Genomic DNA, 20,885 nt, shown 5'->3' on the forward strand with positions numbered 1-20,885 from the left:
GACTCCGAGGACCGACATGACTCATCGCTCAGCCAAGCAGCAGGCCCAGATCAACAACCGCGACGACGGCGGCAAATGGCAGCAGAAGACCCACAGCGACGTCGACGACACCGCCGGTGTCCTGGGCGTCGAGGCCGCCGGCGCTGAGGTGCCCGGCTACACGTCCCGCGGAGCCCAGGCGCTGCAGCGCCTGGGAGCGTCCAAGCCAGGCATCGCAGCCGTCGAGGCCGCAGAGCACGAACCGGCTGAGGCCTCCTCTGAGGACCTCGGCAACATGCGCTCGGGCCTGGCCGGGACCTTCAAGCAGGACGTCGCCATGAGCTACAACGACGGAGCCTTCTCCGAAGACGGAGAGATGCCCGAACAGGAGATGGACCACCACGAGCTCGAGCTCTCCGAGGATTCCTCTGCTCGCCTCGACGACCTCACCGGAGACTTCATGTCGAACAACTACGCAGACCTGAAGGCCTTCGCCGCGGCGACCGACCAGGACATGCACGACCTCGGTGCAGACACCTACCTCTCCGGATCCGGGGGAGGGGTGGGCTTCCGCGACCGGATCAACCCGCTGCACACAGAGGACCGGCAGGTCGCCGAGCGCCTCGATGAGGCGGCTTCTGAGACCTTCCGCACCGCCTTCGAGAACTCCGAGATCGGCGACGACGGCAAGCTGCACATCCCCGGCTGAGCGCCGGACACTGATCAGTCATGACAGCCCTCTCAACCAAGCAGCAGGCCCAGCTCGAAAACCGCGACGACGAGGGGCGCTTCCAGCACAAGCAGCACGGCGACGTCGACGACACCGCAGACGTGCTCGGCCTCGACGAAGACCAGGATGAGCAGCCTCAGCCGGTGCGATACTCCTTCATGGCCGAGTTCGAGAAGGCCGAGGAGCAGTTCAACACCGACTTCGACGGTGTGCCCAACCGCTTCTTCAACGCCGACCTGCGCGGCAAGGTCCTGGGCCGGTCCACCGACCGCGACCTCGACGAGTTGGCCGATGCTCTGGGTGCTGATCCGGCCGGCTTCGCCTCACAGCGCTTCGACCAGCGAGGACTGGCCGGACGGCTCTGCCACAGCGTCTCCGCCCCGGACGAGAACCGGAGGATGACCAACGAACAGGCCGAGGAGCTGATGGGCCAGCTGGGCCACGTCACCGAGATCCGGCGCATCGACGATGACGAGGCCCTGCTGAACACCGCATCGAAGGACGCCACCCGCGGATGGCTGGCCAAGATGGAGGACACCAACCCCCGCGGAGACCGCATTCAGCGGTGGCTGCTGGTCACAGACGGCAGCCACAACAAGATGAGGACCTTCACACTCGGCCGCTCCCGAGGCGACATCGGCGCCCACCAGCAGGTCACCCAGACCGACCTGCGCTCACTGGCGGGCGCTGAGCGCATCGAACGGCGCACCGGGGTGAACCTGATCGACATCAACGCGATGAACCCCCACTTCACTCAGAGCACCGGAGACTTCGTCGACGACTTCCCGGACGGCTACAGCCACCAGGCCTTCCAGCAGAAGGTCCGCCAGACCCTGGCCGAAGAGGGACTCACCGCCTCAGACCTGCACGCGGAACGGAAGTCATACACCACCGAGCAGTTCGCCTCCGCCCAGGTGCGGACTGTCGAGGCCCTGGCCGAGATGGAGGACGCCCAGCTGGAGGGCCGGAACTTCCAGGCCCAGAAGAAGCACCTCCAGCGGACCAGCCGATCCAGCGCGGGCGTCTTCGACGACAAGAAGCACCCCGACAAGGCCCACCAGGCGATGATGGCCCAGACCTCCCTGACGGCCTCCAACGGCGGCACATTCTCCAAGGTCGAGATCGACAACGATGTGGACCCGGCCGAGTACGCCGACTTCGAGAAGGCCGTCGCCGAGGTCGAGTCCAAGCTCCCGGCCATCCCTGACGGCCGGAACCCGGAGCTGCGCATCCGCAAGCTCGGCAGGCACAACGCCCGCGGTCTGTTCTCGCCCCATCGCAACGCTGTGGCCGTCGATGTCAGGACCTCGGAGGCCTACATCCACGAGATGGGCCACTACTACGACCACGTCGTGGGCCAGAGCGCCTCGCTTCAGCAGGACTTCCGCTCCATCAGTCGAGACTACGCCGCCGCGCTGCAAGAGCCCGACTCCAAGCGCCGCCAGTACCTGAACACCCCGACCGAGCAGCTCGCTCGTGGCTTCGAGGTGTACGCGGTCGAGCGCCTGGGCATCAACAACCGACTGGTCCGTCCGGAGAAGTTCGACGACCCGGACTACGCGCCCTTCACTCAGAACCCTGAACTCAAACAGCGGATCTTCGCGTTCTTCGACATGACCTTCTCTTGAGTGCTGACAACTGGGAGAGGGAATCCCGCCCACGGAGAGGTGCCTCAGCCACCGGACACTTACCGGGCATGAGCGAACAGACCCTCTCCCCAGCCCAGCAGACCCAGATCGAGAACCGAGACGACCTCGGCAAGTGGAAGCAGAAGCAGCACGGCGATGTCGACGACAGCCTCGACGTCCTGGGCATCGACGAACAGGCCGAGACTGTCGACTACTCCTTCCCGGAGGCGACCCAGATCCTGCGCGCCGACGCGACCCGCGAGGAATGGCTGGCCGAACGACGCCACGGCGTCGGCTCCTCGGAAGCCTCAGCGCTGATGGGGGAGAACCGCTACAAGGACGTCCTGGATGTCTACGAGGACAAGATCGGCGTCGCCGAGCCGGTGGAGTCCAACTACCGGATGCGCCGCGGACTGGCCATGGAACCCGGCATCCGCGAAGAGTTCACCCTGCGGACCGGCATCGCCACCCAGCGCCGAGGACTGCTGGCCAACAAGGAGCGCCCCTACATGCGCGCCTCAGTGGACTCGCTGACCTCCGACGGCGGCATCCTGGAGATCAAGACGACCTCGTACCACAACCGCCGCGACTGGGACGAGGAAGAGGGACGAGTGCCCCCGGAGGCCTACTGGCAGGTCCAGCACTCCATGGGCGTGACCGGCCGCAGCCACGCATGGGTCGCAGCCGATGTCGGCGGCGACTTCATGATCATCAGGGTCGACCGCAACGACGACGACATCGAAGCCCTGCGCGGTGCTGTCGACGAGCTCTGGGACCGCAAGGAGGCCGGCAACCCGCCCGAGCCCAACTCCCTGGAGAAGATCCAGTCGACCTACTCCACCGCCGAGTCCGGCAAGAAGACCACCGCGACCCCGGAGGTGGAGAAGGCCGTGAGCCAGTTCGCAACGGCCAAGGAGGACGAAGCCGCAGCCAAGGAGCGCCAGAAGACCGCACGGGCGGTGATCGAGGGCCACATGAAGGACGCCGAAGAGCTCGTCGCAGAAGACGGAACCCGGCTGGCGACCAACCGCCAGAACTCGACCTTCTCGAAGTCGAAGTTCACCAAGGAACACCCCGAGCTGGCCAAGCAGTTCACCGTCCAGAAGGAGGACATCGACACCAAGGCCCTCTCGCAGGCCCACCCGGATCTCTACACCGAGTTCCGCGCCCGCCGGTTCTCCATCTGAGTGGATCCAGCGGACCTGTGCTGACAGGGCGTCCTGTTCTGACCCCAGCGCCGGACACTCTGTGAGTGCAGCTGATTGGCAACCATATAGAGAACGCACATCAAGGGGGCGACCTGGCTTCGATCAGGTCGCTGAACTGGTGAGGAAGCATGTGGAGCCACGGTCGTGACCTCCTGAAACTGTTCGACCACCCCATATCTGCCAACTCTGATGTGAAGCAGAACGAGTTCGCCCTCGCGGCATGAGCTCCGGTGACCAGGTGTACGCCGTCGACGCCTGACTCACCGTCATAGAGACGGCTGGTCCGCCGCGCGAATCCCTGAGCGCGCAGCGGGCGAGAACTTCCTCGGGGGTAGATCATCACTGCGGCGCCGACTCCGAGTGGTGTTCGAAGCGCTGATGTCGGCTGAACATGGAGACGCCTCACCTGTTGCGATCTGAGACGCGGGTTCGATTCCCGCCGCCTCCACAGCCTCGTCTGAAGCAGACGGAAGAAAGCACCGCTGAGCCTTACGGACTGCTTGAGGCGAGGACCGATGCACGGTATGCAAGCGGACAACGCGACCTGGCTGTAAACCAGATGGCATGACCTTCGTGGGTTCGAATCCCACCCGTGCAACGAGCCCGCCCCGCCGAGGCGTCAACACACCCTATGAACATCAGCTACCGAGTGAAACTCCTGACTGAGTTCGAACCTGTACATCCCCGTGTGAAGGACGTCCATGACGGGTCCTTAGCCCCGAGGCGTACCTGCGCGTCGGCGGGCGGGCTTCATCTCTCGTCGCTCAGAGAGAAGCCAGCCCCGTCTTATGAGGAGGCTGGCTCGAATCTAGCCGAGGGAACGGAGCTGAGAAGATGGCCGATCGAAAACCAATGCGGAAGTCAGATCGAGGCCCCGAATTGAGTGAGCACTGGGCGGCGCCCGTATAGGCCGCCCCTAAGAACTCGCACAGTCGGCGGACAGCGGTTTAGACACCGCGGTCCCGTCTGATGATGCATACGATGATGGCTCAACAGGCAGAGCGGCGGTCTCCAAAACCGCAGGCGGGGGTTCGAGTCCTCCTCGTCGTGCAGGGCTGTAGCTCAACAGGTAGAGCGCCGGGTTCGCAGCCGGTCTAGGGCGGGAGGAAATGCTCGCCGAAGGACCGGAAGTAGAAGCCCCGGAGGCGCTGGTTCGATTCCGGCCGGTCCTACAAGGCACGCTGATGGGCGCGGCACAGGGTTGAACCTCCCCGCATCGTCCGCAAGGGAATTCCGGATGACCCGGGCAGGGCTTGTTGAACCCACCGGGTCGCTCCTTCGGGATCAGAGTGCCGGGTCGTTGCTGCGGAGAGCCGCATCGCTGGTGCGCACAGTGATACGGGCCGGGTTCGATTCCCGGGCGGCCCACTCAGAGACGTGATCTCCCCTAGCCTCGGTAGGCTTCGATACACCGAGGTCCTGCTGTCACCCCGCGTCGATAGCCCAAACGGTAGAACAACGGTCTCTAGAACCGCAGTTTTGAGGTGCGAACCCTCCTCGACGTGCTACTTAGGACTCGCCGAGCTCCTTGATGACATTGCCCACCAGCTCGGGGACGTTGATGGCATCGGGACTCGGGCCGCGTCGGCCTTCCACGTAAGAGAGTCGTGCAGCAGCGAGGTCGGCCAGCCGGACCGCGTGAATAACGATCACACGTCGCAGGCCGGGGGAGACCTCACCTCGCTCATGAGCGACCGCAGACAACCGCGAGAGGTTCTCCGCCCGCCGGGCGATCCGCACGTCCGGATGCTCCCTGTCTTCGCGCATCCCCTCCGGCACGAGATCGAAGGAGCAGTTCGGAGGAAGCTCCACCTCTTCGGAAATAGGTGGGATCTTCTCGTTGAGGATGGCGCTGTACTTCGAGTTCCGGATCGCATCGACGTAGACCGAGTACTCAAGCTGGTTCACCAACTGGGTAAGTTCCTTTTTCGGGCGATCGGCCATCTGCTCATACGGCCACATCGAGACCTTGGCGACCTCGAACGGGTCGAGGGTCCGAGTCGTGCCGGGGGAGCGCAGAGCCCCGCAGACCAGCTGTGCCGCTGGTCTGCGGGGCTCTTTCTATGCCGCCTGGGCCTGCCGAACGACCTGTCGGGTCATGACCGCCAGCTGTCCGGGCAGCCCCTCCGAGCAGGCAGTGCGGTCGGGGAAGCAGTATTTGCCCTTCACCGGATCGCCCGACGGGGTCAGCCCGGTCAGGGCAGCCTTCAGCCGCGGCACCAACACCGCGTAGAAGACTCCGGTCGGATCATTCTCGTCGCCGTCCAATCCGGCCAGGGCAAGGTGGCGAAGCCTGTGCGGGGAGAGTTCGTTGATCGTCACCGAGGTCGACTCGCGGGCTCCGCCGTCGGTGGCGTTGAGCAGCATCACCGCATGGGCGGTGCTGCCAGATCCGGCATAGATGTCCAGGACCTTCGCCTGAGGCTTGTTGGTCAGGTAAAACCGCAGGGCGTCCTCGACGGCGTAGATCGACTTCGGGTGCGAGAACGTCGCCCGAGGGACAAAGCGGCGCAGCATCCAGGACCCGTAGGAGGAGTAGTTGTGCGACGGCGGGGTCCAGACCGTCGTCGGTAGGGTCTTGCGCTGCTCGTCGGACTCGGTCAGCTCGGCGGTGCCGGTGATGGGGTCGTAGCCGACGATGGAGTCGACCGAGGGGGCCTGCTTCTGCTCCTTGGTCTGTGAGCTCATGGCCCGAGAGTGTCCGGCGCTTGCTCCTCACCCGCGCCCACTGTAAGTGACGCAGGTCATACTCAGTGGTCTTTGAGGGGCCTGCTGTGGCCTGTGGAAAACGTCTCGCGACGGGCCGCAGCCGCAGAGTCGCCGAAACAGGCCCAAATCGACAATGGCCCGAAAATCGGCCGGTTTCAGGCCGTAATGGCCCACCTTGTGTCCTGCTAATGGCCCAAAAATACCCCCGGATTTACGCCTTATGGCCCGGCTATGGCCCAGCGCAACTTCCGCGTCATTCCGGGGATCGAGGCCGATTTGGGGCCTTATGGCCCGGCTCTGGGGAAATAGACACCTATAGGGATGTGTGAAAGCAGAGATCAGAGGGGGTCTCGTGGAGCTGTGGAAAACTCACATATGAGGGGGCGTGAAAACACAGGGGAGGTTCTGCTCTGAATTATACCTGTATGCGTGTCTGCTCTCAGAGCCGGGCCATTAGGGCCATTAGGGGCGTGATCCCCGGAATGGCGGGGATGCAGGGGCATAAGGCGCTGGGCCATAAGGGCAGATCGCCGGGCCATAGTGGGATTTTGCCGGGCCATAAGGGCAGATCGCCGGGCCATAAGCAGATGAGGCGCGTGAGAGGGGTCGGAGAGCTGTGAGAGGGCGTGTGTATGTGTGTGAGTGAGAGTTTCTAGACACACATACATGTATTCAGATCTCTCCTCACGCACACCTGCACACCTCACCACGACCCTCTTCGCGCACACCCACACTCACTGCCCTGCGACCGGTGCCCCGAACTTCGAAGCCGGACACTCACGAGGCATGGTCTCCGCCCTGCAAGCCGTCGCTGCTCACTTCGCCGCACAGCATCATCAGCACCGGCTGCCGGTTCGTGATGACATCGCCGCAGCAGTTCTTCAACACGACGGCCTACACACTGGTCGCACCTTCGAAGGGCTGGGGCTTTGGGAGCCCGCCGCTCTACTCGTTCTTCGGCGCGCTGTTCGTTGCCGCATTCGCCCTGCATCCGCCGCAGTTCCACCACGAGACCGTCACCGAGGCGATCACCGAATGGTCCCCGGGGCTGGCTGAGATCTCGGTCTGGTTCGCCCCGCTGAATGCGGTCGCCGCGATGCTGATCTGCCTGGCGCTGGCCTGGGCCCGGCGCAGGACCATGGACTCCGAGGAAGTCTGCCCCGGCACCCGCATCAGCGACGCCATCACTGTGGGAAGATCCAAGCCGGGCGTGAGGAACGAACTGGTGACAGGTTCGGTTTAGGCCGCGAGTGTGTGCGGCTCGGCTAGCTTGGCTTCGAACTCGATGGGCGTCAAGCCGCCGAGGGTGTCCTGGGCGCGTTGGCGGTGATACTTCCGCTCGATCCACAAGACAACTTCGGGCCGGCAGCAGCGGGCTGACCTTCGTCGCGATCTGCGGTCGACCGCACTGAAGAACACGTTCCGCTCATCGATCCTCAACTGACACGTCAGTCTCTACAAGCACGGGGAGAAGACTTCAGGAATCGCCTCAGAACCCCTTAGCTGTAGGAGGGCAGGACGTTGGTGACGCGCCCCGGGACGAGACTGGCAGGAGCTTGACCGCCTGCAGCTGAGTGGGGTCGGTGATGATTGTAGTGCTGAACCCAGACCTTCATCGCTTCTTCTCTGGCTCGCTCGGAGTCATAGGTCCTCGCGTAGAGGCATTCATCGGCCAGGATCCGCTGGTATCGCTCGACCTTGCCGTTGTGCCGCGGCGTGTAGGGCCTGATCCGCTGATGGATCCCACCGAGGTTGTTCACCGCCCGGGTGAAGTCTCCGGCGGCGAAGTTCACTCCGTTATCGGTGACCACTCTGCCCAGTCGGGTGATGCCCTCGGCGGCGAATTAGGCTCTGGCCTTGGTCAAGAACTCCACCGCAGTGGCGGCCTTCTCGTCCGGCATCACCTCGGTGTAGGCGATACGGGTGTATCCATCGACTGCGGAGTACAGGTAGGTGTAGCCGCCGCTGTTGTGGCCCTGCTTCTTCGCGGCGCTCTTCGACCGATCAGCGGCACGGGCGGCCTCGGAGTCTCTGCCGTGGGCGAACCAGCTGCCGCCGTCGGGGATCCGGTCGGCCTTCTTCACATCCAGGTGCACCATCGCTCCAGGGGCGGTGGCGGTAATCGTGCCGGGCTGCCGGGCCGACTCGCCGCCCGGGTCGAGGTGGCGACGCCTGTTGATCCCCAGGCGCTTGAACCAGCGGCCCACGGTGCGCGGGTGGATGCTGAAACCGTGCTCGCTCTCAAGCTCGACGGCGATGCGGGAGGCCGCCCACTTATACTCCCGGCGCCAGGTCTCGATCAGCTCCACCACCCAGTCCGGGGTGGCATCCGGCGATGCCTGCGGCCGTGATGAGCGATCGTGGAGGCCGTCTTCGCCGTGGTGTTGGTAGCGCTGGTGCCATTTCGACAGACAGGCTCTCGAGACTCCGGCTTCAGCAGCGACGTGGGCCAGCGGTCGTCCGTTCTGGATGCGGCCGATGAGGCGGAGGCGTCCTTGCGGGGTCAGTGGCGCGTTATCGTGGGACATCGAGGAGCAGGCTCGCTTTCGCTGATGACGGTTCTTTCGCGATTACCCATCATGTAGCGCAGAGGGCCTGCTCCTCTTCTTCGCTCATCCCGTCGGTTCTGTAAACAACGTCAGGCCCCGCAACACTTAGCCTGGGTTTACGATGGATGAGCTGCTTGCCCCGCTTCTGAGACACCTGGACCACTGTGCCCCGGTGACCTAGTAGGCGTCTATCTCTATGGGTCCGCCACGACCACAGGGCTGCGGCCCGACAGCGACATCGATTTGCTGATCCTCACACACCGGTCACTGACCGATTCTGAGCGTTCGGCTCTGGTCTCAGTGTTGCTTGACCTCTCAGGATGGAAAGGTCACGCTGCGAATTTCCCCAGTGCCGCCGACCGTCAACCACTGGAGGTGACCAGTATGGTTCTCAGCGACCTGTGCCCGATAGCTGAAGCACCCCGCTGCGACTTTCAATACGGTGAATGGTTGCGCGAAGACTTCGTGACAGGGATGCTGCCGAAGCCTGTCCACGATCCTGACGCCGTTGCACTATTGGCGTCGGCTCAGCATTCACACACGGTGCTGCGTGGCCCCGAGCTGGACGATCTTCTGGGCCCGGTCCCGCCAGAGGTACTCCGACAGGCGCTTTTGGCGGTGGTGCCCCGCGTGATCCAGGACATCGTCGGTGATGAAAGGAATGCCCTGCTAACCATGGCGCGCATCATCGTCACACTAGAGACCGGTCAGATGACATCCAAAGACGACGCTGCCCAACAGGTTGCGCCCAAACTCAGTGGCAATGACCGCGTGCTACTGGAACATGCCCGAGCAGGTTATCTCGGAGAGGTTAGCGATCAGTGGAAAGACCGGTCCTCGCAAGTGACGACACTGGCACACACCCTGGCAGAGCTGGCAGAGCAGACAGGTCCCAGGCACGGTTCTCGCTGACACCGCCCAAGTGTCAGTTGGGGATCGGCAATCGGACTCGATCTTGCCGCGTTGACCTTCGGTGGAGCAGGCTGGGTGTATGGATGAGGATCTGCAGGCCATGACGCGAGACGAGCTGCTGGCTGAGGTGGTGAAGCTTCGCACCGCGGTGCGTGAGCATCGCGACAGTTCTGGGCATGACTTGTGCTGGCATCATCCCGATCTTTGGGGGACCCTGCCCGAACAGGTCGATCCAGACATTGCCGTCCCGCCCTGGCCGAAATTCATGCGCGGATGCGTTGCGTACCGGCAGTCGCTCGATGAGCAAGCTGCCGAGGCTAGGATCCACGATGCCGAGTTCGACGAAAGGAGGTGAAACCATGCCGCTGATCACCCATCGAGGGGCGACGCCTCAGGTTCACCCCGACGCCTACATTGCGCCGAACGCGGTGGTGTGCGGGGACGTCCACATCGGCGCTGAGACCCGCGTGTTGTTCGGTGCCGTCGTCACGGCTGAGGACGGCCGCGTCACCATTGGCCACCGGTGCGTGATCATGGAGAACGCGCTGATACGCGGACGCGGCATCCACCCGGTCGAGATCGGCGACAATGTGCTGATCGGTCCGCACGCCCACGTCAACGGCGCCACCATCGGTGAAGAGTGCTTTCTGGCCACCGGTTGCTCGCTGTTCCCAGGGAGCCGGCTCGCTGCTCGGGTCGAGGTCCGCATCAACGGCGTCGTGCACGCCAACACGGCACTGCCCGCCGATGCCACGGTGCCGATCGCCTGGGTCGCCGTTGGCGACCCAGCCCAGGTTCTATCTCCGGACCAGCACGAGAAGATCTGGGCGATCCAGCGCGACCTCGACTTCGAAGGCACGGTCTACGGCGCAACCGACGACACCTCATTCGCCGACGTTATGGCTCAGCAAGCCCAATGGTACGGCCGCCATCGCGGCGACCAGGTCGCCGACGAGCGTTTGAGATAAGTGGTCGCGCGAGTGTGACTATCGCGTCCCGCAAACGGACCCCCTTGTGGTCCTGCGAAGCTCATCCGGTTCCGTCACTCGCGGCAATGTGCCGCCACGGAGCATCTGAAGAACCCCGCCATATTGCGGACCGCAGACCGGCGACGAGTCCTGGGACACAGCCATGGAGTGCAACGCCGCCGCCGAGGTCCGCACCGAGCTCGTCGAAGATGAGGGCGCCGATGATTCTGACGATGCCGCTCACTCGGCGACCCGCGAGGTGGCCGCCGAATACCGGTGGGTCGACGGGGATGAAGGGTGCGACCTGATCCAACCTGATCACTACTACGTCTACTCGATGGGTATGAACGACGACGCTGAGATCAGTCAGTCGTCCCGCGAGCAGATCAGCTACGACGAGGATGATCCGGGTCTCTTCGACGACTGATGCATCGCTGATGCACTGCCGCCCCGGGGGAGGCTTCCTGCGGGGCAGCGGTCACCCCTGAAGAGCCCTTGGAACCCGCAGATGCGCATGTACGGCCAGTGAGGCACATACTTTCACCGGCAGGGAGAACATGAGCAACTGCGGCAGCATGGGTATCGAGCGCAAGCGTGTGAGGGTCGGGCAGAAGTTCCGCCCCGACAACCCGAAGCACGTTCAGAGGGTCCGCGAACGCATCGAGGAGGACCACGGTCCTGGCTTCGAGCTCGACGGCTTCGAACCCGACGAGGGGCTGGCGATCTTCAAGCGTGAGTCCAACACTGTGGTGACCTCCCATGCCGGCAACGATTCGAAGATCATCAAGCTGCCCCAGGGCACCAAACAGTCCGACGGGAAGTCGCGTGCGGTCTCTCTGGCCGATACTTACCCCGGCTACCAGATGACGACCTTCGAACCTCACCGTCGTCGGGCGATCATCTCGAAGCTCTCTGAGGACGTCATCCGCGCCCGGGATGCCATCTCCACAGCGTTGCGCGCCGAGCCGTGGGACATCCAGGTGTCGAAGCGCGAGGGTCTGCTGAAGGTTCGGTTGACCGTCGGGCTTATGCCGCCAGGGCGACGGCATCCTTGTGAACGGTCTCGTATTCGACCGGAGTCAGCTTACCCAGCCTCCGCTGTCGGCGGCGGCGATGATAGGTCGCTTCGATCCAGTGAATGATCCGGGCTCGCAACTGATCCCTGGTGGCCCAGGACTGCCTGTTGAGCACGTTCTTCTGCAACGTCGAGAAGAAGCTCTCCATCGCCGCGTTATCCCCAGCAGCCCCGACCCGTCCCATGGACCCAGCCAGCTTGTATCCCTTCAGCGCCCGCTGGAATTTCCGTGAACGAAATTGCGACCCTCTATCCGAATGGACAATGCATCCGGCCACTTCTGAGGGTCCTCCGCGGCGGGAAACCGCATCATGCAGGGCGGCCACAGCCAGCCGTGATTTCATCCTGGAATCGATCGCATAGCCTACGATCCGGTTGCTGAAGACATCCTTGATCGCACATAGGTAGAGCTTGCCCTCACCGGTACGGTGCTCGGTGATGTCCACCAGCCATTTCTGATTCGACCTGGTGGCGGTGAAATCCCGGGCCAGCAGGTCATCACAGACTGGCGGGCCTGGCTTCTTGTGATTCTTCCTGCCCTTGCGCTGAGTGGCGGAGAAGATCTGCTGCTGTGAGCACAGCCGCCACGCCCGCCGCTCAGAGGCCCGGTACCCGGCGGCGGCGAGCTCATCGGCGATGAACCGGTGCCCGAACTCCGGGTCATCAGCATGAACATCGATTGCGGCGTTGAGCAGGTGGGCATCCTCCCAATCCCGCTGAGAAATCGGGGCTGCTGCCCATTTGTAGAACGCTTGCTTGGTGAAACCCAGAACCCGGCAGGTCACCGCCACCGGCACCCCGGCGGCGGCAAGGTCACGGACCAGCGGGAACATCATTTTGGGGAGGCCCCACCCAGCTTCAAATTCGCCTGGGAGAGATACGCCGCAGCTTCGCGCAGGACCTTGTTCTCCTGCTCCAGCTCACGGATCCGGCGCAGCATCTTCGCCTGTTCCCGAGACTCCTCAGCATCCTTAGCCGGCTCGATCCCGTGCTCTTCGAGCTTCGCGGCCCGGACCCAGGACTGCAGCGCAGATTTCGAGCAGCCCATATCCGCGCAGACCTGCTTCTGGCTCATCCCGCCAGCAACCAGCTCCACGGCGGTCCGGCGAAACTCCTCGGTGTAGACGACTTTCGGCATGACTTCCATCCTTCCTGCTTTCTAAGCAGTCTTGAAGTCAACCGAACCTTCAGCAGACCCTGGGGCTCGATGTGCGGTTGCATGTCCCGGTCTCTCATGGACTGGATCTTTTGGTCTTCGTACTCAGCCCAGCCCAGGAAGAGCTGCTCAATGGTGACGTCTTCCAAAGACCCGGTCGTGTGCATCCTCTCTGACAGCTCATGCCACTTCTCGTTGAAAACACGACGCACAGCGCCCTTGGTCTTCTCTCGGACCAGCATTTCTCGGCGGTTTCCCCTGGCGTCTCTGGGTTGCCCCCGGAAGTAGGTCCACGCGTTATGCGGGCCGCGGTTTCTTCAATGGGTACAGATTTCAGCATACTCAGCCGGGCTGCGGTACCCGAGCGCTGAGTGGCGCCGGATGGTGTTGTATTCCTTCTTCCAATCCGTGATGATCACCCGAGCATGGGTCAAAGACCAGAAGCTGGTGATGTTCAGGCACTCATCCCGGATCCTGCTGTTGAAGGACTCCACGTACCCATTGCGCCACGGCGCACCCGGCGGGATGTAGTGGATCCCCGTGACCTCCCCGGCCCAGTCGGCCATCGCGTGGCAGATCAGCTCCGGGCCGTTGTCACACCGTAGGACCTCTGGAAGCCCCCGGTCAGCGGCGATAGCGTCGAGGTGGGCGGTGAGGTCATCACCGGTGATGCTGCGGGCCACGATCCCGCCCAGGCATTCGCGAGTGTGCTCATCGACGATCGAGGCGATCTTGATCGCCCGGCCCGTCTCATCGGCGTCGAATTGGAAGTCCACCGCCCACACCACATTCGGCGCGTCCGCCTGCGGGGCTTCCGCGGTGGAGGACCCCACGCGTTTGCGTCGACGTCTCACCGGAACCCGCAGGCCCTCTTCACGCCAGAGCCGCTGGACCTTCTTATGGTTGACCGCCCAGCCCTCGGCTCGGGCATCATGATAGGCCCGCCGGTAGCCCCAGCGCGGGTGGTCCTTTGCATAAGCCCGTAGCCAGGCCCGCAGCCCAGCATCAGGATCACCAGCGTTCTCAGACTTCAGTGCCCGGCGGAAGGCGGATCGGGCAAGCCCGGCCAGCGCGGTGGCTCTGCGTTCACTGATGCCCATGGTGGCCATCAGGTGTCGCGCAGCTGCTCGGCGCCGGTCCGGGCTTAGAAGTTTCCCTCCGCCAGCTCCTTCAGCGCGGCCTTCTCCAGCTCCGCCTCGGCCAGGAGCTTCTTGAGCCGGTCGTTTTGCTTCTGAAGTTCCTTCAGCCGTTTGGCGTCTTCGGCTTTGAGCCCGCCGTATTGGTTCTTCCACCGGTAGTAGGTGGCCTCGGTGACTCCCAGTTCGCGGGCGGTGGCGGCGACGTCGTGGCCTTCTGCCTGGAGCTTCTCAGCGTCTTGGAGCTTCCGGATGATCTGTTCCGGGGTATGGCGTCTTCTCTTGCTTGTCATGGTCACACCAGTTTTCCTGCCCGGAGCGTCGGGCGCTAGTGCGACTCTCATAACTCGTGGACCGAAATTAGGGGGTCATGCCATCTCTGTACAAGACTCTGGCGTAGTAGCCCCCGTCGCTGTCCTGCTTAACGTTGACGGCGCCGTGGGTCCCTGGTCTTAGTGGTTGGCGGGGCACGATCTCTCCTTGCAGCTCTCGACGTTCGCCCTACGGGCTGAGGTGAGAGTGTCCGGCGGAGGTGCCTTCCGAGGTCATCGGTTCCCGACCAAAGGTGGGAATAGAGTGGGACGAGGTTCTCCTCCCTGCTCTGGCCCCGTTTCTGGGCCAGCCCTACATCCCTGCAATGACAAGGATGTAGTGCCCCAGAAACGGGAGACGCCTGCGGAAGCAGTGAGGAGGGCCTCCGCAGGCGTCGCGCTTCCCATCGCGCATTTGCTATTAGAACACGTCTTCTAGACCAGTGGCAAGGTCATTTCCTGCTCGAAAATCTCTTCGAATGAAATCACCTGTGAATCAGCTGTCAGAACACTGGTTCGACGGACTCCGGCGTCGCAGGTGCACGATGACATCATGCAGCGGCACGCTGGTCCCGTCCGGCTTCTGCAGCGTACGGATATGCTCCTCGGCGGTGACGGTCTCCCAGACCTCGGGGCTGAACCGCGCTGCGGCCCGATCAGCCGTGGTGCTCGCCTCCTCAGGGCGGTCGTCATGGTGATGACGGTGTCCGATCAGCACCAGGTGTCCGCCCGGGGCGACCCAGTCGGAGAGCCTCTCGTAGAACTCCTCCTGGGGCATGGGGGCATGGGCGTAGCAGGAGAGCACCAGGTCATAGCGCTGCTCAGGCTCCCAGGTCGTGGCGTCGGCGACTCTCCAGCTCACCTGCTCAGTCAGTCCTGCGGCCTCGGCCCGCTGGGCGGCGTGGTGCAGCGCCTGGGCGGAGATGTCCACGCCGATGGCCGTCCACCCGGCCTGCGCCAGGGCGAGCACCTCGGCCCCCGCGCCGCAGCCCACGTCCAGGGCTGTTCCGGGCGGCAGGTCCGAGACCTCCTCCACCACACGTGGATGAGGCGGCAGGGACCTCATGCTGGCCTCGCCGAGGTCCCCCTGCCAGGCCTGCTCCCAGAAGTCGGCGCTGAAGTCGGCACCGGAGCTGCTGCTCATCGTCCTACCTCCTGGGCCAGATCGAAGTCCTCGCTGACCAACGTCATGTTCGCCATCGCGCCTGCCATCGTCCCCGCGCTGACGGCCATGGGCACATTGGCCATCGGGCTGCTCAGGTTCCCCGGCGCCCAGATGCGGTCGTGGCTGGTCCTGCCGTTCTGATCCGCGGCGATGAAGCTGCCGACCATCGTCTCGGACCGATCCAGATCCAGCGAGCTCAGGAAATCATCCTGGGGCACCAGTTCGGCCGCGGTGAACAGCGCGTCGACGCCGATGCGGCGCCCATCCTCCAAGATCACCGCGGAGAGTGCCTCGCCCTCGCCGAGGAGTTCAGCGACCGGAGTGGGCTCGATGGTCACACCGCGGGACTCCAGGCGAGCCGCGGTGGCGGCGTCGAGCTCCCCGGCTCCGGCGCTGAAGAAGGTGAGCTGGTCACTCCACTGGCGCAGCAGCTCGGCCTGGTGGAGCCCCAACTCCGAGGTGGCCAGGACGCCCAGGCGCTGACTGCGGACCTCCCAGCCGTGGCAGTAGGGGCAGTGGAGCACGGACCGGCCCCAGCGCCGGGCCAGCCCGGGGATCTCTGGGAGCCGATCAGAGACGCCGGTTGCGGCGATGACGGTGCGGGCAGAGAGCTGTTGACTGTCCGCCAGGGAGACGGTCAGAGCGCGCGGACGGACGGGGCTCGCGGAGAGGGCTTCAGCAGACGCTTCAGCTGGGGTCTCGCGAACGTGGCGCACCCGTCCCGAGTGGAAGATCACGCCGTAGCGGGCTGCCTCAGCACGCCCGGTGCGCAGCAGCTCCGCCGGGGCGAGGCCGTCGTGTCCCAGGACGGTGTGCATGTGCTCGGCGAAGCGATTGCGCGGGGAGCCGGCGTCGATCACCAGGGTCCGGCGCAGGGAGCGGCCCAGAGCTTGGGCTGCGGCCAGACCGCTGGCGCCGCCTCCGATGATGACGCTGTCCCAGAGCTCTCCGGCTGCGGTGCTGGGCAGGGTGCTGTCGAAGGAGAGGTCGTCGCTGGGGGAGTCGCTGTAGGGGCGCTGGGAATGCGGGTCTGGAGAAGTCATGGCTCCAGCATGAAGGAGCTGTGCCATACTAGAAAGGAACTTTGCAGAAACTGCAATAACTGCACGAAGGCTGCTGCGGCAAGGATGGATACAGGCATGGACGAACTCGCACAGGTGGGGCTCAGGCTCAAGGCCGCACGGACCTCCAAGGGCTGGACCCTGGATCGGCTGGCCAAGGCCGCGAACATCTCCGCCAGTACGCTCTCGCGGCTGGAATCGGGCAAGCGCCAAGCCAGCCTGGAGCTGCTGCTGCCGCTGACCCGTCAGCTCGGCATCAGCATCGATGACCTGCTGGTGCCGGAGCCGGAGGACCCTCGGGTCCGGCGCGACGGCTGGGAGGCAGACGGCATCCGTGTCCACCCGCTCTCGCCCGAGTCCTCACCGGTCCACACCTATAAGCTGCAGTATTCGCCTCGTCCGCCCGCCGATGAGCTGAGGACCCACAGCGGATATGAGTGGCTCTATGTGCTCTCCGGCCGGATGAGACTGCAGCTGGGCCAGCGGGAGATCATCCTGCACAAGGGCGAGGCCGCCGAGTTCGACACGCTCACGCCCCATGCGCTGAGCGCGGTGGGACCGGAGGACGCCGAGGTCATCAGCATCTTCAATGAGGCCGGCGCCCGGTTCCATACGGAGACGGGAGCGGAGGGCCGCTGAGCCTCAGCGCAGGCCGAGCATGCGGTCGCGGTTGACCTTGCGCGTCGCGTTCCGGATGGTGAACAGCGAGATGACCGTGCCGATATAGATGAAACCGAGGGTCACCAGGAACAGGATCCCCTTGATGTACTTGCCCAGGTAGAAGTACTGCAGGCCGGCGATGAAGAAGAAACCGATGATGGTGAGGACCAGGGCGATCCCCGGATCCTTCTGCGGGCCGTCATATGCGCGGGAGACCATAGCCCCAGTCTACGCCGCTCCGTGCAGCACTCCCAGCGGTCACACCCGGTTCACCTCGCGGCGGTTCCATCCCAGCAGCCCCAGGGCGACGCCGAGAGCTCCGATGCCGCAGAGCACCACCACCGGGGTCCACGCGATCTCCTCCACCGGATACTCGCTGAGGTGACCGTAGGGATTCAGGTCGGTGAGCGCCTCCGGAAGCTCCAGCAGGCCGCCGAAGGTGGCCATGACACCTGCGAAGCCGATCAGCACCCAGCCCACCGGTGCGGCGATGCGCGGAATCCACCCCAGCAGGGCCGTCACGATGCCGACCACGGCGAAGACCGCAGGGGCCTGCAGCAGCGCGGCCAGGAACAGTGCGCCGAAGTAGCGGCCGCCGCCCTCCTCAAGAGAGGCCATGGCGCTCAGACCCATCCCGACGCCGACTGCAGCGAGGATCAGCACCAGGCCCACGACCAGAACCACCAGGTGGGCGCCGAGCCAGCCGAGCCGGCTCATCGGAGCCGAGAGCGCGTATTCGGCCCGACCACGGGCTTCCTCGCCGCGCAGCTGCTGAAGTCCGCTGACGCCGGCCGCACCGACGAAGACCGCCATGAACAGGGCCATATAGGCCAGATATCCCAGCATCATGTCCTCACCGGCGAATATCTGGCTCAGCTCCTCCGGCAGAGTGTCGGCGGCCTCGACCATGGTCTGGGCGAAGGCGCCGAACATCAGCGCGCTGAGCACCAGCGCGATGCCCCAGCCGCGCAGACCCCCGCGCAGCGTGTGGGCCGCCAGACCCGTCGGCGACCCCAGTGAGGGGCGAGCCCTGCTGCGGCCCAGTAGTACGGGGATCAGGCTTGCCGCGACATCGCGCTTGGTGCTCAGCCAGAAGGCCAACGCGGTCAGGACGAGGGCGAAGCCCACCGGCAGGATCAGCGGCCACCACCTGTCCTGCACGTAGGGCGCTGTCTGCTGGGCCCAGGCCAGCGGAGAGAACCAGGAGAGGGCATTGCCGCCGACCTCAGCCATATCGCCGCCCATGCGGATCACATAGGCCAGGCCCAACAGCGCGCCGGCCAGCGCGCTGGCCCCGCGGGAGGATTCGCTGAGCTGGGCGCTGAGTGCAGCCGCAGCGGCGAAGAGCAGGCCCACGGCCAGCGAGCCGCAGGCCACCAGAGCGGAGCCTGCCAGCGAATACTCCGCGGAGGCGGCACCGGCGAAGATCAGCGCGGCGGCCACCACGTTGACCGCCGCTGTCAGGACCAGGGCTGCGGTCAGTGTGGCATGCCGGCCCACCACATTGGCCCGGACCAGCTCAGCGCGTCCGGCCTGTTCCTCGGCGCGGGTGTGACGGACCACGGTGAAGATGCTGAACAGAGCGGCCAGGATGTAGATGAACAGCGCATAGCCGCCGGAGTAGAACCGCTCATGGGTGGGCTCCTCCATGCCGAAGCCAGGCCCGACCATCATGCGGCCCACCGGGTCGGCGTACATCGCAGAGAGGCTGAGCAGCTCCTGCTGGGACTCTGCGACGACCTGTACGGCATGGGCGAAGTAGAACCCCATCAGGCCGATTCCCAGCACCCAGGCCGTGGTGCGGATCCGGTCGCGCCGGATCATGAACCGCAGCAGGGTGCCGGTGCCGGAGAGCGTGGCCTGGCGGGCGGCCGGGCTGGGCGCGTACTGAGTGGAGGCGGAGAGCGTCATCTCAGGACACCTGCCTCTGCGCCGAGGTGCTCACGCCGCGGGCGGAGAGATCGTCTCCGTAGTGGCGCATCAGCAGCTGCTCCAGTGTGGGCGGATGCGCCACTATGGAATGCACGCCCAACGCGGAGAGTCGCTGCATCACTTCGCCCACGTGGTCGCCGTCGACTTCGAAGACGCTGCGCTCGCCGGCACCGGGGGTGCTCTCGGTGCGGAAGCCGTGGACGAAGCTGACCGAGGCCAGATCCTCCGCCGGCGACTCCGTCTGGACTTCGATGGTCGTCCGGGTCATATGCCGCAGCTCGGAGAGCGTGCCGGATTCGACGATATTGCCGCTGCGGATGATCGAGATCCGGTCGGAGAGCGCCTCCACCTGGGAGAGGATGTGGCTGGAGAGCAGCACGGAGCGCCCGGCGGCCTTGGCCTCGTGGATGACCTCTTGGAAGACGGCCTCCATGAGCGGGTCCAGTCCGGCGGTGGGCTCATCCAGCAGGAGCAGGTCGACCTCCGCGGCCAGGGCTGCGATCAGCGCGACCTTCTGGCGGTTCCCCTTGGAATAGGTCCGGGTCTTCTTCCGCGGGTCCAGGTCGAAGCGTTCGATCAGCTCATCCCGATGCGCCGGATCGAAGGAGCGGCCGCTGCGGGAACTGCCGCTGGCACGGCCGCGCAGCCGCAGGAACATATCGATGGCCTCGCCACCGGTGAGGTTGGGCCAGAGCTCGACGTCGCCGGGGACATAGGCCAGGCGACGGTGAAGCTCCACCGCATCCCGCCAGGGATCGCGGCCGAAGAGCTCGATGGTCCCGGAGTCCGGCCGCAGCAGCCCCAGCAGCACGCGCATCGTGGTGGACTTCCCGGAGCCGTTGGGTCCCAGGAAGCCGTGCACCTCTCCAGGTGCGATGTTCAGATTCAGGTCATCGAGGGCGCGGACCGGTCCGAACGTCTTGACCAGGTTCTCAGCCCGGATGACCGGGGCGTTCTCATTCATCGGTCTGTTCCTCTCTGAAGCGGCTCTCCGGCGAGGCGCCGGGCCGATGATGGTGCGGCGGGTGGGAGTCGACGGGGCCGTCGATGAAGGTCAGCAGATCTGGGTAGGCCTCTGGGCGCAGGACGCCGTCGAGGTAGATCTCGGCGACGGCGGCGATGTACGGGCCCCATTCCTCCGGCGGGTCATCCACAGGCGAGGTGCCGATCAGGCGCTTCATCTGCTGGTGCAGCATCATCGAACCGAAGGTCATCAGCAGCAGCACAGCAGCGCGATGGCGCGGATGCCGGCTCGGCTTGACCTGTCCCAGCTCCTCGGCTCGGGAGATGTACTCCAGAGAGTCCTCGACCAGCTGATCCATCAGTCGATCAGCTTCGGGACCGCCGGCGGCGAAGGAACGGAACATGTAGCGCACCACGGGGCGGTTCTCCTGCATGACCTGGAACATCCAGTTCTGCGGCATATCGCCCTCGCGCTCCACCGCGTCGGTCTTGGCGCGGCGGAACTGCTCAGCGACCCAACGGTCGCAGGCCTCCCGGAGCCCCGTCTTGGAGCCGTAGTGGTGGATCACCAGCGGGGCCGAGACATCGGCTCGGGCAGCGATCATCTTCAGGCTCACCTCGGTGAAGCCCTGCTCTCCGAAGAGCGCGACGGCCGCGCTGCGGATCCTCTGGGGCGCAGGCGCCGGAGACGAGGAGCCGCCGACTCCTCCATAGCGATAGGCCATCTGACCCTCCTGCCACCG

At 64.8% G+C, this 20,885-nt stretch carries 19 protein-coding genes, 3 tRNA genes, 1 other RNA gene and 3 pseudogenes; 15 read left to right on the forward strand and 11 right to left on the reverse strand.

Going from position 1 to position 20,885, the window contains the following annotated elements; translation table 11 throughout:
* Positions 1 to 16: 16 nt before the first annotated feature.
* From JOF45_RS03745 to JOF45_RS03775, 7 genes are all read left to right on the forward strand, one after another.
* Positions 17 to 688 (forward strand): hypothetical protein, encoded by a 672-nt coding sequence (locus tag JOF45_RS03745; protein ID WP_210048011.1) that lies wholly within the window; start codon positions 17 to 19, stop codon positions 686 to 688.
* A 20-nt stretch (positions 689 to 708) separates the two neighbouring features.
* Positions 709 to 2,337, forward strand: a complete 1,629-nt coding sequence (locus tag JOF45_RS03750; protein ID WP_210048012.1) for a hypothetical protein — start codon at positions 709 to 711, stop codon at positions 2,335 to 2,337.
* 68 nt (positions 2,338 to 2,405) lie between these two features.
* Positions 2,406 to 3,524: a YqaJ viral recombinase family nuclease gene (locus tag JOF45_RS03755; protein ID WP_210048013.1), complete on the forward strand. Its 1,119-nt coding sequence runs from the start codon at positions 2,406 to 2,408 to the stop codon at positions 3,522 to 3,524.
* A 104-nt stretch (positions 3,525 to 3,628) separates the two neighbouring features.
* Positions 3,629 to 3,996, forward strand: a transfer-messenger RNA (tmRNA) gene (gene ssrA, locus JOF45_RS03760).
* 65 nt (positions 3,997 to 4,061) lie between these two features.
* Positions 4,062 to 4,143: transfer RNA gene (locus JOF45_RS03765), tRNA-Tyr, on the forward strand.
* A gap of 380 nt (positions 4,144 to 4,523) precedes the next feature.
* Positions 4,524 to 4,595 (forward strand) — tRNA-Trp (locus JOF45_RS03770).
* A gap of 1 nt (position 4,596) precedes the next feature.
* A tRNA-OTHER gene (locus tag JOF45_RS03775) sits at positions 4,597 to 4,717 on the forward strand.
* 337 nt (positions 4,718 to 5,054) lie between these two features.
* Here JOF45_RS03775 and JOF45_RS03780 read toward each other — a convergent pair.
* Together JOF45_RS03780 and JOF45_RS03785 are read right to left on the reverse strand one after the other, a co-directional pair.
* A complete protein-coding gene (locus JOF45_RS03780; protein WP_210048014.1) occupies positions 5,055 to 5,453 on the reverse strand; it encodes a hypothetical protein in 399 nt (132 codons plus the stop codon).
* A 153-nt stretch (positions 5,454 to 5,606) separates the two neighbouring features.
* Positions 5,607 to 6,233 carry a site-specific DNA-methyltransferase gene (locus JOF45_RS03785; protein WP_188687056.1) on the reverse strand — a complete coding sequence of 209 codons (627 nt, stop codon included), beginning with the start codon at positions 6,231 to 6,233 and terminating at the stop codon, positions 5,607 to 5,609.
* Between the two features lie 877 nt (positions 6,234 to 7,110).
* On the opposite strand from JOF45_RS03785, the gene JOF45_RS03790 reads away from it, so the two are divergent.
* Positions 7,111 to 7,497 carry a hypothetical protein gene (locus JOF45_RS03790; RefSeq protein WP_210048015.1) on the forward strand — a complete coding sequence of 129 codons (387 nt, stop codon included), beginning with the start codon at positions 7,111 to 7,113 and terminating at the stop codon, positions 7,495 to 7,497.
* A gap of 256 nt (positions 7,498 to 7,753) precedes the next feature.
* Here the strand turns inward: JOF45_RS03790 and JOF45_RS03795 are convergent.
* Positions 7,754 to 8,782: pseudogene (locus JOF45_RS03795) on the reverse strand (IS481 family transposase).
* Between the two features lie 183 nt (positions 8,783 to 8,965).
* On the opposite strand from JOF45_RS03795, the pseudogene JOF45_RS13715 reads away from it, so the two are divergent.
* The 6 genes and pseudogenes from JOF45_RS13715 to JOF45_RS03820 all read left to right on the forward strand — a co-directional run.
* Positions 8,966 to 9,112 (forward strand): annotated as a pseudogene (locus JOF45_RS13715) (nucleotidyltransferase domain-containing protein); the annotation flags it as partial.
* A 75-nt stretch (positions 9,113 to 9,187) separates the two neighbouring features.
* Positions 9,188 to 9,715 (forward strand): DUF4111 domain-containing protein, encoded by a 528-nt coding sequence (locus JOF45_RS03800; RefSeq protein WP_210048016.1) that lies wholly within the window; start codon positions 9,188 to 9,190, stop codon positions 9,713 to 9,715.
* A gap of 79 nt (positions 9,716 to 9,794) precedes the next feature.
* A complete protein-coding gene (locus tag JOF45_RS03805) occupies positions 9,795 to 10,070 on the forward strand; it encodes a hypothetical protein (protein ID WP_210048017.1) in 276 nt (91 codons plus the stop codon).
* A 4-nt stretch (positions 10,071 to 10,074) separates the two neighbouring features.
* Complete coding sequence (locus JOF45_RS03810; RefSeq protein WP_188686743.1) at positions 10,075 to 10,683, forward strand: gamma carbonic anhydrase family protein; 609 nt, start codon at positions 10,075 to 10,077, stop codon at positions 10,681 to 10,683.
* 163 nt (positions 10,684 to 10,846) lie between these two features.
* Entirely contained in the window at positions 10,847 to 11,110 is a 264-nt protein-coding gene (locus tag JOF45_RS03815; RefSeq protein WP_188686740.1) for a hypothetical protein, read from the forward strand.
* Positions 11,111 to 11,240: 130 nt separating this feature from the next.
* The gene (locus JOF45_RS03820; RefSeq protein ID WP_210048018.1) at positions 11,241 to 11,825 is read left to right on the forward strand and encodes a hypothetical protein; all 585 of its coding nucleotides are present in this window, start codon (positions 11,241 to 11,243) and stop codon (positions 11,823 to 11,825) included.
* Here JOF45_RS03820 and JOF45_RS03825 read toward each other — a convergent pair.
* The 4 genes and pseudogenes from JOF45_RS03825 to JOF45_RS03840 all read right to left on the reverse strand — a co-directional run bounded on the left by JOF45_RS03825 (position 11,710) and on the right by JOF45_RS03840 (position 16,569).
* Positions 11,710 to 12,896, reverse strand: a pseudogene (locus JOF45_RS03825) (IS3 family transposase). The gene JOF45_RS03820 and the pseudogene JOF45_RS03825 sit on opposite strands and share 116 nt — an antisense overlap.
* 335 nt (positions 12,897 to 13,231) lie before the next feature.
* Positions 13,232 to 14,343 (reverse strand): IS3 family transposase gene (locus JOF45_RS03830; protein WP_210051256.1). Its coding sequence is split into 2 segments (ribosomal slippage): positions 13,232 to 14,073 and positions 14,073 to 14,343, totalling 1,113 coding nucleotides; the frame shifts between segments, so codons are not numbered across the junction.
* Positions 14,344 to 14,857: 514 nt separating this feature from the next.
* Positions 14,858 to 15,505: an SAM-dependent methyltransferase gene (locus tag JOF45_RS03835; RefSeq protein WP_210048019.1), complete on the reverse strand. Its 648-nt coding sequence runs from the start codon at positions 15,503 to 15,505 to the stop codon at positions 14,858 to 14,860.
* On the reverse strand, positions 15,502 to 16,569 hold the full coding sequence (locus tag JOF45_RS03840; RefSeq protein ID WP_210048020.1) for an NAD(P)/FAD-dependent oxidoreductase: 1,068 nt from the start codon (positions 16,567 to 16,569) through the stop codon (positions 15,502 to 15,504). The genes JOF45_RS03835 and JOF45_RS03840 overlap by 4 nt, the downstream gene beginning before the upstream one ends.
* Positions 16,570 to 16,665: 96 nt before the next feature.
* Between JOF45_RS03840 and JOF45_RS03845 the strand changes: the two genes are divergently transcribed.
* A complete protein-coding gene (locus JOF45_RS03845; protein ID WP_210048022.1) occupies positions 16,666 to 17,226 on the forward strand; it encodes a helix-turn-helix domain-containing protein in 561 nt (186 codons plus the stop codon).
* Between the two features lie 3 nt (positions 17,227 to 17,229).
* Here the strand turns inward: JOF45_RS03845 and JOF45_RS03850 are convergent, their stop codons facing one another.
* Genes JOF45_RS03850 through JOF45_RS03865 form a run of 4 tightly spaced genes read right to left on the reverse strand, consistent with a single transcriptional unit; the run spans position 17,230 to position 20,867 of the window.
* Positions 17,230 to 17,466: a TM2 domain-containing protein gene (locus JOF45_RS03850; RefSeq protein ID WP_210048024.1), complete on the reverse strand. Its 237-nt coding sequence runs from the start codon at positions 17,464 to 17,466 to the stop codon at positions 17,230 to 17,232.
* A gap of 39 nt (positions 17,467 to 17,505) precedes the next feature.
* A complete protein-coding gene (locus JOF45_RS03855; RefSeq protein ID WP_210048026.1) occupies positions 17,506 to 19,158 on the reverse strand; it encodes an ABC transporter permease in 1,653 nt (550 codons plus the stop codon).
* A 1-nt stretch (position 19,159) separates the two neighbouring features.
* A complete protein-coding gene (locus JOF45_RS03860) occupies positions 19,160 to 20,143 on the reverse strand; it encodes an ABC transporter ATP-binding protein (protein WP_210048028.1) in 984 nt (327 codons plus the stop codon).
* On the reverse strand, positions 20,136 to 20,867 hold the full coding sequence (locus JOF45_RS03865) for a TetR/AcrR family transcriptional regulator (RefSeq protein ID WP_210048030.1): 732 nt from the start codon (positions 20,865 to 20,867) through the stop codon (positions 20,136 to 20,138). Before JOF45_RS03865 ends, JOF45_RS03860 begins: the two co-directional genes overlap by 8 nt.
* Positions 20,868 to 20,885: the final 18 nt, after the last annotated feature.

Origin of the sequence: Nesterenkonia lacusekhoensis (assembly GCF_017876395.1) — a bacterium.
In the GTDB taxonomy this organism is placed as follows: Bacteria; Actinomycetota; Actinomycetes; order Actinomycetales; family Micrococcaceae; genus Nesterenkonia; species Nesterenkonia lacusekhoensis.